Consider the following 15,833-nt stretch of genomic DNA (forward strand, 5'->3'; position numbering starts at 1 on the left):
ATTCAACACTTTATAGTTTTATGATTATCAGGCACAACGCTTGCTTCTATGTAATTACACATGCTTTTTAGATTAAAAGCGAAAGGAAATTTACAGATAATCTCGGAGGAGTAATGAGTAATTCATCATCAAAAGTCGCAGAATTTACAGCACCTGGTGTTAAAGACCAAGCTGCAGCGGACACGATTGCTATTCTAGACCAGCGCATGGTCGCTTTAATCGATTTACACCTCACTTTAAAACACATTCATTGGAATGTTGTTGGCCCTAATTTTATTGGTGTACACGAAATGCTTGATCCACAAGTAAGCGCAGTGCAAGAGATGACTGACACGATTGCAGAGCGTATCGCAACCATGGGCGGCGTACCGGTTGGTACACCTCAATCAATTGTAGAACGCCGTACTTGGCAAGATTATTCAATTGGTAAAGGCTTAGTGACTGACCACCTAACAGCGCTTGATAAAGTGTATAATGGTGTTAATAAAGACCACCGTGCAGCTATCGATAAGCTTGGTGAGCTAGACCCTGTTTCTGAAGATATGATCACCGGCCAACTGGCTGACTTAGAACAATTCCAATGGTTTGTTCGTGCACATATCGAATCGTCTACCGGCGAATTGAAAGGTTAAACCCCCTAGGTCTATCCGAAGACCCCTTGCCCAGCATTTGCTGGGCTTTTTTATGCTTTGTTACAACCAACCTTTATGTTTAAAGAACAAGTAAGGTGCAAAGCCAGACAGCAACATAATGCCAATTGCAAACGGGTAACCCCATGCCCATTGCAGTTCAGGCATGCTGTTAAAATTCATCCCATAGATACTGGCGACAACGGTCGGCGGTAAAAACACCACTGAGGCAATAGAGAAGGTTTTTATAATTTGGTTTTGTTCGATGTTAATAAAACCCTGAGTCGAGTCCATTAAGAAATTCACCTTATCAAACAAAAATGTACAGTGAGACATAAGGGTATCAATATCGAGTACAATTTCACGTAGTGATTCGCGATCTTCTGTCGGCGCTCCTAGATGGCGCAGTAAAAACGAGATATTCCGGCGCGTATCCATCAAACATAAACGAACTTTACCGTTATTATCTTCAAGGCGCGAAATTCGACTAACAGCTTCTTCTAAGTCTGAGTCATCCTCTTCAAGTACATAGGCACTGAGTTTTTCTAACTGGTGATGCATGTCTTCAAGCATATCAGCGTGGTTTTCGACTTTTTGGTCAAATAAAGTCACCAAAAGTTGCTTTGGATTATCACACGCTACCTGCCCTTTCCGAGCACGCAATCGTAAAAGACGAAAATCGGCTAGTTCATCATCGCGGATTGTCAGCAAGCAGTTGTCTTGTAGTAAACAAGCCACGGTTACCGTATTAAAGCGCCCTTCATTTGGTGACATGAAAAGCGCATGCACATGCAAGCCTTCATGGTCGATAAAACAACGGGAAGAGGCCTCGATTTCTTCAACATCATCAGCACCGGGTAAGGTGATATTAAGCGTGCTTGCCAGCGCTTGCCGTTCTTCTTCGGTCGGATTTATGGTATCAATCCAGTGGGCATTTTTAATAGAAGTAACAAGCGGTGTATCAGCAGCTGGCTCAGTTTCTGTGATCACACCTTGGTCTATAGAAAAAAATCGTAACATGCGCCCTACCCTGAATAATCAATGTATAGCAAATACTATAGCTGTTCACGTTAATGAACAATGACAATGCTACTAATTACCGGGTAAAGCAGAAAAATAATTTAAACCTAACATCAATTGCTTATTTCGCTTTTTTGAAGCGCACCACAAGCATACCTATCAAGATGATGCCAAGGCCTAATAAGCAAGGTATAAAAGCACTTTGCAGGGCAACATCAAACGCTAAAAAGTCGGGGTAACCGGTTTGCCAAAGCGTCCATTCATACCCGAGTTTTGATGCAATATGTTCACCGCCGCTACTAAGTACGATAATTGCATCATTGTTATCTGGGTTAATACGAAGCGTGCTATTTATTGCAGGTTCATTTGCGCCGTCATGGCCAAACACAAAATCTCCCGATGCTGTTGGCGCATAAAGCATGGTACCTAGCCCCCAAATTGGTGCGCCTAAGCTAATAGCCAATGGCTCTCGCATGGTACTGATCATTTGCGGGCTTAACTGCCCTGTTTGAGGTGATGTTAATGCTTGCACTAAAGCGATTAAGTCATGGCTACTTGCCAGTAAGCCTGTTGCCGCTGCCGATGCGTATTGAAAATGCCAAGCAGCTTGCCCGCTTTTATCATAAGCAGGTGCGATATTGTCTAACTCAGTGAGTACATCGTAACTGGCATCAGTCATATTAACTGGCTTAAAGACGTTATCAGCCATCCAAGTTGCAAAGCGTTGATTCGTTTTCTCTTCTACCAGCAGCTCCAGCATCAAATAGCCGCCCCCAGAATACTGAAAATCGCCCACAGGCTTGGTGACTTTAATTTCACGCACACCCGTTGATGATAGCGGCTTGTTTAGTGACTCAAGCAAGCTTGGTACGGTTTCATTTAGCTCAATATCAGCAAAGCCTAAACCATCACCAAGCCCCGCAGTATGAGATAACAGATGAGCAAGGCTAACAGTTTGATTATCAAACTCTGATTCAGGTAACTGCCAGCCCGTCAGTTGCTCATTAATCGCGCGTTCTAAACGAATTTGTTGTTGCTCAGCCAGAGTCATCACGCCATAGGCGGTAATAAATTTACTCAGTGATGCCACGGGGAACAGAGTATTGGCGGTTATTTCATCTTTGCTTTTTGAGTAATCTTGAAAAAACACTTGGCCATTTTCAATCAAAACATAAGCGATGTTTGCGTGTTTGTTGGCAATCAGCGCCTGACTGTTTGCAATAAACTGCTCAGTGTTGCCCGTTTCGGCAATAGGTTTTAAAAACCAGCCACTGACACCACCATATACGCAGGTAGCAGCCCATACAGATGACAAAAATAGCGTTAACAAAATCGTTTTAAACCAGCTCATACCCTATTCCTTGTATTACAACGCGTTGTTAAATCACTTCGATTTGTTCAGGCTTTTTGATAAAGAACACCATTAAAATTAATAATGCTGCTGGGAATAAAAACACATTTAAATAAGCAAAAATCACCGTTAACTGTAAGATGCACATCAGCAACATTAGGATAGAAAACACCGTTAGCAACGATGACATACCATGGCGCTTTGTCAGTAATAAAGCGGCTGTTATCAAACCCACTAACGCATACAAGCCTAAACTCCCAGCAGAGACCGCCATGGCAATAATTGAAATACTTTCTATTACATCATTCGATGCTTTATCACCTGCAACAGCAAGATAAACATCGCATAACACAGTGGCATGAAAAGCTAATACCAGCACCGCAAGCACACATAACAGTATGCGTACACCTTCAACATCGAACATATCTTTTAGTGCCTTGCGTAAACTCAGGTACACGTAAATTTCAAGTGCACCGATGAGCACGAACACAAGGTCTGAAAAGTTTAAGCTTTGTAAATCAAGCTTAAGCGCCTCTCCTAAGCCATCAAGTGTTTCGCCAAAAACTGAGATCCAGTACATGGGAAAAATCACAGCAAGTAATCCTGCTGCTATGCCGGGTAGTAAATAGTCACGGTTGAGCATATGCCCTCCAAAATCCTGTTGCGTTGTAAAGTTATTCGCTATCGCGTTCGTACACCAAAATATCGCCGGGTTGGCAATTAAGCTCTTCACAAATAGCTTCAAGGGTACTAAAGCGGATCGCTTTCACTTTTCCGTTTTTTAGCAATGATAAATTGGTCATAGAAATATCAATGCGCTGAGATAGCTCTTTCAGCTGCATTTTGTTCTTTGCCAATTCTATATCTAGATTGATTCGTATTTTCATAGTCTAAAAAGTACACAGCGGATTTATGATTGTCAAACTTTATTTTACGATTATCATAAAATAAAGAATGAAAAACATAATAACCCAGTAAGTAATTAAACCCATATTTTGACCATTTCAGGCATAAAAAAAGCCAGTAAATACTGGCTTTTCGCTCTATTTATAAGTTAGACATTGGCTTGGTAAGCAGGGATAGCTATCGCCGCTACAATACCCAATAAAAATATGCCACCAATGATCAATACGCCCCAAAATGACCATTGTTTTTGTACTCGTTGAAAATGCTCAACGCTATCCCAACGTTTATTTTGCCATGCCATTTCTCGGCCTTTAAAGCCCAAATACACCGATACAATAAAACCAACATAAGGCACTAAGGCCAATAAGCCAATCCAAGTGCTGTTGCCAATTGCCCAAATCCAACTTAGCAAGAAAGCGCCCCAACTAAAGCCTTTAATGCCCTCGGGTAAATCGTCTACCTTCCCCTGCCCTGAGTTATTTTCAGATGCCATCTGAAGGCTTGCTTCAGGTGGTGTGTAATTATCTGCCATGAGTTTTTCCTTATTATTAATTAAACAGAAACCCTAACTTATAGTACTGGGTGTATTTTAAGCAAGCTAAAGATAAGTACCTAAAGCAGATAATTGTTAGCTGATGTGTTTTGTAACATTAATCTCGTTTCCTTTTCATTTTAAATCACCTAGTCTGGGCACATAACTGCAAGGAGAGAACAATGAAAGACTTACAAAAGTTAGTGGGTAATTTAAATAAATCAGGTGCGCTGAGTGGTTTTTTAGGAGGCGTTGCTGGCGGCGGAGTAACGAGCTTAATGGGCGGAAAAACTAAAAAGAGCAGTAAAAAAGCCGTAAAATATGGTGCGCTTGCTGCTGTCGGTGGCCTTGCTTGGAAAGCCTATAAACAATACTCAGAACAAAAAGCGGCTCCAGTTCAGCAAACTAGTTCTCGTAGTTTTGATTTTACCCCCGCCACGCTGCCCGAGCAGTCATTTAATGATGTCATCGACGATAACCATAGTGATGGGCAATTATTACTCATGCGCGCTATGATTGCAGCCGCCTATGCTGATGGCCACATTGATGAAACCGAAAGACAAAAAATCTTCGCACAAGTAGAAACAATGCAATTGTCTGTGCAAGAAAAGGCCATGCTGTTCGATGAGCTAAGAAAGCCAATGCAACTGTCAGAGTTAGTTGCCGCTGTGCCTAACGCACAAATGGGTATTGAAGTATATGCAGCTAGTGCCAGCGCAATTGATTTAAACCAAGCTATTTCTAAACACTACTTAGACACGCTCGCTAATCAATTATGCATTCCTAGTGAACTGGTAATGAGCATTCACAGAGAGCTTGCCGAATACCAATAAAAATGGGGCGTCTTCGCCCCACTTTAACTCGTAACCAGTAATGATTAATGCGGTTTTTTAGTGCCGTAACGCACCATATCTTTACCGTTTTCATACACTTCACTAGTCACGTAACGGCCAAGTAAAAGTTGATGTTTATCATCAAGTACCGCAATAAATGGGCGGCCATCACTATTATTGGTTGCAAGGGCAACACCGGTTACATTCTCAAGCCCTAAACCGCCAGTTTCAACTAGGCGTAAAAATGTTTCTAACTCGTCTAATGTTTCAATTACATCGTTATCGTTAATCATCTCAAATACTCAGTGATTGCTAATGGGCGTAGCATAGCAGGATTAAAAACAGGGTGCGAATAACAGCCCTTAAAGTAGCTTACTTTTGGACTAAAAATTGACACAACGCTATTCAATTGATGATACTTTCGCTATCGACAGAGACAGTAAAGTTTAATGAGTAACCATTTAACGCTCGAATTAATGACCCCAAAGGGCAATCTTGCCGATAGCATACAAGCTATTTGGTATGCCACAGCGCATTCTCAAGGTGAACAATGGCTTGCCTGCGACGGTGCAACGGGCCTTGTGTTTCCTGTTACTGGCGAGATTTTACTGGATGATAAGCCGCTTGCTGCCCCTTATGCAGTGCAAGAAACATCCACTCAAGCATCTAAAATCACATTTTCACACGATGCACAGTTTTGTGGTATTCGCTTCAACCCAACCGTATTGTCTGAACTAAAGCGAAACGCTCACCCACTCCTTGCAGAGCAGTCCCTATCTGAAATTGCCGAAGGTCTGCAAAATGAAGCCAGCTTAGCCGTGTTTGTTGCGCTTATTAGCCGCCACTTTACTGATAATAAAAGCATTAACCACAGTAACAGACACTCAAAGCACCTTATCCGCAATCTTATTGAGTTAACGCCACTCGAAACTGCTTACCAACTAGCCCCTCTCAGTCAACGTCAGCTCGAAAGGCAAGTTAAGGATCAATGCGGCGTTACCCCTAAGTATTTTGAGCGTATTTACCGAGTAAAACTTGCTAAACAAGCAATTAAAGATAACCCTGAAATGAGTTTTGCAGACATTGCACTTGAATGTGGCTTTACCGATCAGCCTCATTTAATTAAAGAATTCAAAGCGATAATGCACATCACCCCAGCAAAATACCGCAAGTTATTAAAAGACTCTCAAACTAAACAAACAAAGCTTATTTTGCGCTAGTCCCCGAAATAACGAAGCCAATAATTAAAGTACCACTGGGCTGTTTAATTTTCTGTGCTAGACAGAATTGATACTGAGCGATTTTATTTGCGCTTGGCATTTATCCATAGGATAGTTAAGCCAAGCCTACTAAACGTGCTGTAACTAAATAGGATAATCATGAAAAAAGTTTTACTTGCCACCGGTTTAATCGCCTCGTCATTTACTGCATTTGCAGCCAATTTAACCGTTGAAGAACTGCGTATTGAAAAAGCCAGCAAAGCCATGCCAAAGGTGTTAAATGCTTTTTCTGATGAAGTGAACCAATTTGAAAAACAGTGGCAAGCTGCCGCTAATTATCAGCAAGCAAGTGATCTTATTGATGATTACGCTAAACAATTATGGCGCGATGCCAAAGCACGTATAATTAAAACCAACAGCTTCGACGACCGAGAGCTGTATTGGGCTCGTTTACTTTCAAGCAAGATTATTCGTACCAGCAAACCCCAGTTTGCAATGACCGACAGCGAACAAACCGAGTTATTAACAATGCTCGAAAATGGCAGCCGTGGCCGCACCGACCTTGATTACAGTAAAAAAACCGACAAACGCATTTTAATTACAGGTTTTGATCCCTTCTTATTAGATAGAAATATTAATCAAAGTAACCCATCAGGTGTTGCGGCATTATTACTTGATGGCCAAGTGATTAATTACAATGGCATTAGCGCTGAGATCAATACGGTGATGGTGCCAGTACGCTACGAAGACTTTGACCAAGGTATTATCGAATCATTACTTGCGCCATATTATGCACTTAACAATGTCGATATGATTGCCACTATCAGTATGGGCAGCAAAGACTTTGATCTTGAACGCTTTCCGGGTAAACGCCGCAGTGTAACGGCACCCGATAACGCCAATATTGTGTATGGCGGCACGGCCACTGCACCGAAAATTTCGAGCCTAAACGACCGCCCTCTTCCGGGCAATGAGTTTGTCACTTTCAGCTTACCAGTTCAGCAGATGCAAAAAGCCAAAGGGCCATTCCCAATCAACGACAATCATAAAGTCGTCACGCTTGACAAAGCATTTGAGCCAAAATCACTTAAAGAGTTAGAAGGTGCGATTGCAGTAAAAGGCGGTGGCGGCGGCTACTTATCAAATGAAATTTCGTATCGTAGTATTCGCCTACGTGATGAGCTTAATTCAGACATCCCTACAGGGCATATTCACACCCCACGTATCCAGCAGTTTGAGCCAGAAACAGAAGCTAAAATTGTTAAGCAAATTAAAGCAATGCTTGAGCAGAGCTTGGTTGCAATTTAAAGCGTTAAGCTCAGCTATTAATCAATAGCTGAGCTTTTTCCAACTCACAATTGATAGTTATTGTGGACCTGTTCCACCATTCACTTTACTGCCCAAAGAACTTGGATCATCTAATCGATATGGGTAAAGTTGAATATCACCGAATACTGTTGCTCCGCTATCACGATATTGATCAGTTGCAGAACTTCCAGTGTAAACATTTCCTGAGGCACTAAAATAACCAGAGCCTTGATTCCAGTGAGGTTTCGCTGAATTTTCAAAGTAATTATTTTCCACTAAAACCTCGGCGCCATTCCCCGCACTAATTGAAAAATAAGTAATGTTCTTCCAGTAATTATTAAACATATGCACGCGTGAATTATAGCCATCCACTTTAGGATTTCGCCCTGCTGCTGTATCCCAAAAATTGTGATGCGCCGTTATTTGAGAGTTTCTAAATAAATGGGTATACCAATGCTGGTTAGCGCAAACTTGAGGGTTATATCCATAAAAACGATTCCAACTTAAAGTAACGTTTTGACTATTGTCTACATCAATATAACCATCACTGATTTTATTAAATGCCATGTGATCAACCCATACATGACTACTATCATCTATTGAAATAGCATCACCTGCTTCAACAAGCGCAGGATTAATATCTTCAAGCATAATGTTCTTAATAATAATATTTCGCTGATTACTAATAACGAGGCTAGCACCAATTATTTTCGAGTTTTTACCTAACCCTTGCAGCGTTTTATTTGATTGCACAATGATACGTCTATCATTACGGGTAACATTCACGGTTGAGTTTGAGCTACTTCCCAACTCACTACAGCTTTGATTACCAACGGGAATTCTGTACCACGTTTTACCGTAATCTCCCCATTGACCACAATCAAGTGGACAAGCCGGTACCGTTCTATTGGCGGTTCGACAATCAATCACCGTGTTATCTGGGACCTGAATAACCGCAGCAGAGCCAGAACTCAATGCAGTACTTAAATCATCACAGCTATATACTGTGATGGCAGTGTTATTACCACCACCGGTCGTTGTGCTCAATCCATCTTGACCTGCTTGAGATGCAAAGCCTATTAAGTCACTGGGAGTGGTTCCGGTAGTCCCACAGTCGCCATTTACTGGATTAATAAACCATCTTTGTGAACTGATCCCAGCATCATCATTTTGATAAACATTTGCAGTATTATTTGAGCCTGCAACTGTCAAAGATTTACCGGTTAACTTATTGACGATATTAAAGCCGCCCGATGAAGATGCTTTTAACAACCAACGTTGATTAGCCCCTTGCCAATCATCATAAGCAATTATATTTGCACCATTTGATTGCGATGAGTTCAACACATCAAGAACTTTATTGTTAAATTTAGAGCGTATAATCCAATAGCCATCTGATTCTTGAATAAGCTGAAACTTTTGGTTATTTCCACCCCAGTATTCGTAGCTAATAATATTCGGGGCTGAGCTAGAATCACTGGTATTTACATCAAGTGCAAGGCCAGAGCCTCTATTAATAATGGAATATACAGTGCCAGATTCAGGCATAGCACTACACTGTTGTGCATGAACAGCACTCTGAGCAAAACACGCAACTGCTAGTAGGCATAATGCTAACAGTTTAGTTTGGTTTAAAATCTTCAAGACTATCTCCTTTATTATATTTGTAATATAAAATTACATTATTAAAGAGATAGTTTAATTTATCCGTACCCAAAAGCACTCATCTATGTTTATTTTATGTAAACAAATGTTAAAAATTACCCAGCAACGCAGCAATTTCGACCTTGCTTTTTCGCTTTATAAAGCGCGTCATCTGCTATTTTAAACAAGCTATCTGAATCAAACGCCTCATTAGCAGCCTTACTGGCAACACCTATCGATAAGGTAACATAGCTTAAGTCTGCACGACCTTGGTGGGTAATCTGTGCCGTTACAACAGCGTTTCGTAGCGTTTCGGCGACTTTGAGTGCCTCCTGCTTATCTGTATTGCTGAGCACAATTACAAATTCTTCGCCGCCATAGCGGGCAACAAAGTGATTACTTGGCTGGGTATTTTCCTTAAGAAGATTGGCGACTTCACATAACGCTTTGTCACCTTGATCATGTCCATAGTAGTCATTGTAGAGTTTAAAATGATCGATATCGGCGACAATCATTGAGATAGGCTGTGAAGCTAAATCAACATCGCTGGCAAGCATTGCAAAATATTTATCTAATGCACGACGATTGGCAAGCGTCGTCATTGAATCGGTATTACTGATATGTTTTAACTTCTGGTGGCGCTCTAAAATTTCTGCGCGTTGATTTTCTATCAAAGTAAATAACTCATTCATACCTCGCCCGAGCTGATGCAATTCGTTATTGCCAAAATACTCATCCCGAGCGCTAAAGTCGTTATTTCTGATTGCTGAATTTACCAATATGTAGAGCTTTCTGAGTGGCCTTAAAACCTGTTGATTTATATATAAATAAAACAAAATAAATACAGAACCAGAGATCAATAAACCGGTAATTAAAGAGCTATCAAACAAGCTTCGGTCGTAAGTCCGTTCACGGGATGCGATAGATAGCACAAATAGTAAGTCTCCTGCTTGATCATTGACTCCTAAGTAAAGCCGTCGATTGTGTTGAGTCGTCTCGACTGCACTCCTTTTTTCACCAAACACCCTAATTAGATGATCCCTATATTTAGGTGCTTCATCAATGCCATAAAAGCTAATATCATTTGCTAACCCTGGTGTTAGATTTTCGACAAAGTCTTCATCAATAAAGCTCCAAAGCAATAATGTCGCCACAAATTCACCAGTGCCATCGGACTTCGTTACATTGTAAGCGACGGTGACGGCAGGCGTGTTATCTATGGTAATAAACCGGACTTTATGAGTTAACTCAGATTGGCTATTATCTATATCGCCAGATAAGATTATTAGGTTGTTTTCTATCAACAAATTTGGGGTTTCTAAAATCGTTGGTGAGTAAGACTTATAATCATTATTAAAACTACCACCGCCGATAATATTTGCCTGTGTATCATATAAATACCAACCATTTACGTCTAATCGTTGTAATGCGTCTGCAATAACATAGTCACTATTAAACCACTGGGAATCACGTTGCTGTGCAGCTTCATACATGGTATCCCAAGCAGCGCTGTCAAAGACCATTTTTGACAGCGCATCAATCTCTTGCTGAAGTTGTGACTCCACGCGCTGAATATCAATCCGATCATTTTGGTTTGTCATCGCTTCAAACGTAGGCAAAATCCAAAAATGCCGAATAATTGTTTGCGCCAACAAAATAGCAAAGCACGCCGCGGTGAAAGCAAGTAATAAGCGTTTTTTGAGCCTCGCACCAATCACCATAAAATACCAAACCAAGCAGAATAAAAAGCACATTAGTATTAAAAAGTATAACCGCGTTTACTCAGTTTGCTTGCCAAGCTTTAATAAATCAGTCTCATAAAGGCAGAACCTCTACTAATGTTGGTGACTGATAAATTGTAAAATCCCTGTTTATATCTAAACTTTTAGTATGAAGTTATGAAGGGCTACTGTATGAAAGGTATCGTCTTTACCGAGTTTTTAGACATGGTCGAAAATGAATTTTCTTATGAAGTGGCAGACAAAATCATTGAAGAAAACTCACTTGCTTCAAATGGGGCCTATACCAGTGTTGGTAATTACGACAACGCTGAAATGATCATGCTTATTACTTCGTTAAGTAAGCACGTCAATACGCCTGCAGAACAATTAGCCACGCACTTTGGTAAGTATTTATTAAATCGTTTTTTTATCCTTTTTCCTCACTTTTTCACCAGTGTTTCAACTACGTTTGACTTTTTAGATACCATCGACCGCCATGTTCATGTAGAAGTTAAAAAGCTTTACAGCGATGCTGAGTTACCAAGCTTTGAAACAAAGCGTATTAGTGAGCGCAAAATGCAAATGTTCTATCGCTCTGGAAACCCTTTCGCCTGTTTAGCAGGTGGATTAATTGAAGGTGCGTGTGAAAAATTTAATGAAAAAATTACGATTAAAAAGGATATAAGCGCTGATCATATGTCGGCAACCTTTACTCTAACAAAAGAAGATTAGTGTGGATGAAGAACTCTACAAACGTAGAATAGAACGAGAGCGCCAGGCTAGAAAACAAGCCGAAGCCTTGTTAGAACAGAAGTCCTTAGAGTTATATGAAGCCAATATGACGCTAAAACATGCGGCCGAAAATCTAGAAAAAGAAGTTATTCTTCGCACACAAGATTTAAATAAAGCAAAAGAGTTGGCCGATGCAGCCAATCAAGCTAAATCAATGTTTTTAGCCAATATGAGCCATGAAATCCGCACCCCTATGAATGCAATTTTAGGCATGGCACACCTCGCCCTTGATACTGAATTAACCGATAAACAATATGATTACGTTGAAAAAATTCAGCTTTCGGCCAAATCACTGCTTGGGATTATTAATGACATTCTCGATTTTTCTAAAATAGAAGCCAACAAGCTCGAACTTGAAAACAGTGATTTTAACTTGAACGACTTTCTCGCTAACCTAGCTAATTTAGCCAGTAGCTTAATTGAGAAAAATAACATCGAAGTCATTTTTGAAATTGACGATGACATACCCGAATTTTTAATCGGTGACGCTCTTAGGCTCAATCAAGTTTTATTAAATTTACTGAGCAATGCCATTAAGTTTTCAAACCAGCAAAATGTCACGCTAAAAATGACAATAAAATCACAAACCGATACCAGTATTTGTATTAATTTTCAGGTCATTGACCAAGGTATTGGCATGTCTCAAGAGCAAGTTAATAGTGTGTTTAAGCCTTTTTCACAAGCCGATGTTTCAACAACCCGTAAATTTGGTGGCACAGGTCTTGGCCTTGTAATTAGTAAAAAAATTATCGAGCTTATGGGTGGTCATATTGAGGTTAAAAGCCAATTAAACAAAGGGAGTTGCTTCAGTTTTGATGTGTTATTTTCGCAATCGGTTATGCAAAGCAGCCACGACACAGATATTTTCAAACATAAACGCGCTCTTATTATTGAGCAAAGCGGCCAACCTGAAGCTATTTTAAACACCATGCTCAATGCATTAGACATCAATGTACAGACGATTGATTGCATGGATGAAAAGCTTTCTAACGGTGATATTAGTCACAACTACGACTTTATTTTTTTAGACTGGCACGTATTAAACTGCGAACAAAATAACATTCTAGAGAACCTCAAAAAGCAACTTTCTATCGACATTAAAAAAACCATTATTCTCGCATCTTTTGAAAACCAAGAAGTTAAAGACACGCTGAGTACACTGTATAAAACCGTTGAAGAAATATTATTAAAGCCGATTATTAAAGGAAACTTACTAAAAACCCTCGAGCATGTGATGGGTATTGCCACGAAAAAAGATAACAGTGTCGACAACACATGCTTTAAAAAGCTCGCAGGCTCAAAAATACTCCTTGTTGAAGACAACCCACTTAACCAACAAGTTGCATCGCAAATACTACGCTCAAATGGCTTTGTTGTTGATATTGCAGAAGACGGCATTGCAGCGATTGAAGCTGTAGAAAAAGGCACATTCGATTGTATTTTGATGGACTGCCAAATGCCAAGAATGGATGGTTATACCGCAGCGAATAAAATTAAACAGCAGTCAAAGTTTGCCCATATTCCAATCATCGCCATGACCGCCAACACCATGGAAGCCGACCTAACTAAAGCGAAAGAATCAGGAATGCAAGGTTACATAGCCAAGCCAATAGAAGTACAAACCATGTTTGAGGTCATTGCAGAGCATTTAACGCAAAAGCAGCTGTAACTTCTAGTCAGTAAGCTCTATGATTTTTTGCTCTACTAATGAGTGTTTTGCTTACGAAACTCATTTGGGTTAACCCCAACGATACTTTTAAACACACGGTTGAAGGTAGCAAGCGAAGAAAAACCACTTTCCATTGCAATACTGAGTATACTCCAATGAGTTGCTTCGTCTTTTAGTAACAGCCCTTGCGCATGCTGTATTCGGTACTGATTAATAAATAAATTAAAATTTGCGGCTTTAAAATGATAACGAATAGCCCGGCTGATCTTATACTCAGGTACTGCTAATGCTTGGGCAAAATCAGAAATTTTCAAATTAGTTTGCAAATAAACCTGCTTATTGATCAGTGCTTCTATATCAGTAATAAGCTCAGGCTCTACCTCTTTATTTTCGGATTGTTCAGCCTGATGGGTAGCTTTTATTACCTTTTCAGAGTTCACCACTTTACTATCAACAGCTTCAGGCACGCTACTGTGGGCACGGTTTTGCAAAAACATTACTAGCTGCATTGCAAATACAATCAACAATGCAGATGAGGTAATTATAAGCGGCTCAAATTGTTGAAACTCGCTTTCACTGAATAAAAACTTAGGCAGTATGCTGGCATTAAATACCGCTAAAAAGTAGCAACTAGCAAAAATACTTGCCTGTAACTTTTGCGTTTGTGATTTCTCTTTATAGCCCCGTAACGCTTCCCAAAAAGACAACACCAGAATACTTGAAGATAGCAACACCGTTATTTCGGCCATACCTTGCTTTAAACGCCACATGTATTGGCTCTCAGGGAAAACTTGCACATCAATACTCACCAAATAATGCCAAGTTTGGTTAAACATAATTAAACCCGCAATAGCAACTGCCACGGCAATATGTACCGAAGCAATAGGCTTATGCTTACGAAACAAAGTGCGTGATATAAGCCAAGACATATTACAGGTTGCGCAGGTAAATAAGCCGATTAAATAACTGTAAACACCAATACTTGGTGCACTGATTTTTTGCACCCCAACCATGCAAAGCGAACCGCAAAATACAGCAAACAGATAATGAATAAGCTGCTTCTCTTTTTTCATACCATTTAGCAGCATGAGCCCCATACAAACAAAAACGAGTAAGTAATAAGGGGAAGTATTTTGCATAACTCTACATACCTTAAATTGGGAGTTTGATGAATTATTTACCAATCAGATGAGTTTACTTTTTCAAAATCAACATAGCAAAAAGAGTTTGTTAGTGAATGTGTCAAACCCTGTGTGAGTTCTCAAAAGTAAACACAATATTTCATTGATCAAATTTCGAATTTGAGAAGAAATCTTGCTCTAGCCCTTTATATTAGCGGTATTAGAAAAATGTAATGGAATTGATGATGTTTAACAAAGATAGCAAACTCACACCTTTAAAAGCGCTCGAATACAGTAAAAAGCTTTGGTTTATTAGCCTGCTAATGGCGCAAACTTGCTTTGTGATTTACCTCATTCTTGGTTATGGAATGACAGGGTTAACTACAGGTCTATCAGGTTGGAACCGACTTAATAGCACCGCCTATGTTGCTAATGATGCCACAGGGAATTTCATGTATGCAGTGCATGTATTATTTGCGGTAGTGATGATCCTTGCCGGAAGCTTACAACTCATTGAAAAACTGAGGGCAAACTACAGAGCATTCCATCGCTACAATGGCCGTGTATTTGTTGTTTTAGCTTGCTGTATTTCATTTGCTGGCATGTATTTAATGATAGTAAGGGGCACCGTTGGTAATACCTGGATGCATGCGCTGACAATGTTTGGCGGTTTAGTTGTTATCGTATCAAGTATATTTGCAGTGAAAACAGCACGGGTTCGTAACTTCAACGCTCATCAAAGGTGGGCTATACGGTTATATCTTGCTGCTAATGGTGTGTTGTTTTTTAGATTACTGATATTTGCATGGTTTTTAGTATTTGGCACCTTAGGCGTCGATACCGCCACATTCACAGGTCCTGCCGTACTTGCTGTTAGCCTTTGCTCTTACTTAGTACCACTTTTAATAGCCGAGCTTGTTCACTATGCAGCTCGTACAAATATTACGTTTATCACTATCGGCACAGCCTGTTTAATGACGCTAATATCAATCGTGTTCTTAATCGGCTTATTTGGGGTGACTTTGGCAAACTGGTACCCTGCGATTGTTGGCTAACTGACTCTCATACAATAAAGCCACCTAAATTG

Annotated in this window: 16 protein-coding genes; 7 read left to right on the top strand and 9 right to left on the bottom strand. The window is 40.2% G+C overall.

Annotated features, from left to right (window positions below):
• Positions 1-113 precede the first annotated feature (113 nt).
• Positions 114-632 carry a DNA starvation/stationary phase protection protein Dps gene (dps, locus tag C2M25_RS11710; protein ID WP_063700453.1) on the top strand — a complete coding sequence of 173 codons (519 nt, stop codon included), beginning with the start codon at positions 114-116 and terminating at the stop codon, positions 630-632.
• 60 nt (positions 633-692) lie between these two features.
• Here dps and corA read toward each other — a convergent pair whose 3' ends face one another.
• The 5 genes from corA to C2M25_RS11735 all read right to left on the bottom strand — a co-directional run bounded on the left by corA (position 693) and on the right by C2M25_RS11735 (position 4,438).
• Positions 693-1,649: a magnesium/cobalt transporter CorA gene (gene corA, locus C2M25_RS11715; RefSeq protein ID WP_055021294.1), complete on the bottom strand. Its 957-nt coding sequence runs from the start codon at positions 1,647-1,649 to the stop codon at positions 693-695.
• Positions 1,650-1,770: 121 nt separating this feature from the next.
• Complete coding sequence (locus C2M25_RS11720) at positions 1,771-3,000, bottom strand: serine hydrolase domain-containing protein (RefSeq protein ID WP_105181180.1); 1,230 nt, start codon at positions 2,998-3,000, stop codon at positions 1,771-1,773.
• 28 nt (positions 3,001-3,028) lie between these two features.
• On the bottom strand, positions 3,029-3,643 hold the full coding sequence (locus C2M25_RS11725) for a hypothetical protein (protein WP_105174730.1): 615 nt from the start codon (positions 3,641-3,643) through the stop codon (positions 3,029-3,031).
• 31 nt (positions 3,644-3,674) lie between these two features.
• Positions 3,675-3,887 (bottom strand): helix-turn-helix domain-containing protein, encoded by a 213-nt coding sequence (locus C2M25_RS11730; RefSeq protein WP_054560716.1) that lies wholly within the window; start codon positions 3,885-3,887, stop codon positions 3,675-3,677.
• Between the two features lie 167 nt (positions 3,888-4,054).
• Entirely contained in the window at positions 4,055-4,438 is a 384-nt protein-coding gene (locus C2M25_RS11735) for a hypothetical protein (protein ID WP_105174731.1), read from the bottom strand.
• 182 nt (positions 4,439-4,620) lie between these two features.
• Here C2M25_RS11735 and C2M25_RS11740 point away from each other — a divergent pair, with 182 nt between their 5' ends.
• Complete coding sequence (locus C2M25_RS11740; RefSeq protein ID WP_105181181.1) at positions 4,621-5,271, top strand: tellurite resistance TerB family protein; 651 nt, start codon at positions 4,621-4,623, stop codon at positions 5,269-5,271.
• Between the two features lie 44 nt (positions 5,272-5,315).
• On the opposite strand, the gene C2M25_RS11745 is transcribed toward C2M25_RS11740, so the two are convergent.
• Positions 5,316-5,564 (bottom strand): hypothetical protein, encoded by a 249-nt coding sequence (locus tag C2M25_RS11745; protein WP_054560719.1) that lies wholly within the window; start codon positions 5,562-5,564, stop codon positions 5,316-5,318.
• A gap of 156 nt (positions 5,565-5,720) precedes the next feature.
• Here C2M25_RS11745 and C2M25_RS11750 point away from each other — a divergent pair, with 156 nt between their 5' ends.
• Positions 5,721-6,491, top strand: a complete 771-nt coding sequence (locus C2M25_RS11750) for an AraC family transcriptional regulator (RefSeq protein WP_105181182.1) — start codon at positions 5,721-5,723, stop codon at positions 6,489-6,491.
• A 159-nt stretch (positions 6,492-6,650) separates the two neighbouring features.
• On the top strand, positions 6,651-7,799 hold the full coding sequence (locus C2M25_RS11755) for a hypothetical protein (RefSeq protein ID WP_105181183.1): 1,149 nt from the start codon (positions 6,651-6,653) through the stop codon (positions 7,797-7,799).
• Between the two features lie 57 nt (positions 7,800-7,856).
• Here the strand turns inward: C2M25_RS11755 and C2M25_RS11760 are convergent, their stop codons facing one another.
• Together C2M25_RS11760 and C2M25_RS11765 are read right to left on the bottom strand one after the other, a co-directional pair.
• Positions 7,857-9,443 carry an RICIN domain-containing protein gene (locus C2M25_RS11760; RefSeq protein ID WP_105181184.1) on the bottom strand — a complete coding sequence of 529 codons (1,587 nt, stop codon included), beginning with the start codon at positions 9,441-9,443 and terminating at the stop codon, positions 7,857-7,859.
• 116 nt (positions 9,444-9,559) lie between these two features.
• Complete coding sequence (locus C2M25_RS11765; RefSeq protein WP_158679715.1) at positions 9,560-11,164, bottom strand: sensor domain-containing diguanylate cyclase; 1,605 nt, start codon at positions 11,162-11,164, stop codon at positions 9,560-9,562.
• A 192-nt stretch (positions 11,165-11,356) separates the two neighbouring features.
• On the opposite strand from C2M25_RS11765, the gene C2M25_RS11770 reads away from it, so the two are divergent.
• Both C2M25_RS11770 and C2M25_RS11775 read left to right on the top strand, forming a co-directional pair.
• A complete protein-coding gene (locus tag C2M25_RS11770; RefSeq protein WP_105181186.1) occupies positions 11,357-11,896 on the top strand; it encodes a heme NO-binding domain-containing protein in 540 nt (179 codons plus the stop codon).
• A gap of 1 nt (position 11,897) precedes the next feature.
• Positions 11,898-13,625 (top strand): response regulator, encoded by a 1,728-nt coding sequence (locus tag C2M25_RS11775; protein ID WP_105181187.1) that lies wholly within the window; start codon positions 11,898-11,900, stop codon positions 13,623-13,625.
• Between the two features lie 35 nt (positions 13,626-13,660).
• On the opposite strand, the gene C2M25_RS11780 is transcribed toward C2M25_RS11775, so the two are convergent.
• Positions 13,661-14,764 (bottom strand): helix-turn-helix transcriptional regulator, encoded by a 1,104-nt coding sequence (locus C2M25_RS11780; RefSeq protein ID WP_234003578.1) that lies wholly within the window; start codon positions 14,762-14,764, stop codon positions 13,661-13,663.
• A gap of 224 nt (positions 14,765-14,988) precedes the next feature.
• On the opposite strand from C2M25_RS11780, the gene C2M25_RS11785 reads away from it, so the two are divergent.
• Positions 14,989-15,801 (top strand): DUF2306 domain-containing protein, encoded by an 813-nt coding sequence (locus C2M25_RS11785; protein ID WP_234003579.1) that lies wholly within the window; start codon positions 14,989-14,991, stop codon positions 15,799-15,801.
• The last annotated feature ends 32 nt before the right edge of the window (positions 15,802-15,833 follow it).

It is taken from the genome of Pseudoalteromonas sp. T1lg21 (assembly GCF_002964625.1).
GTDB lineage: Bacteria > Pseudomonadota > Gammaproteobacteria > Enterobacterales > Alteromonadaceae > Pseudoalteromonas > Pseudoalteromonas gelatinilytica.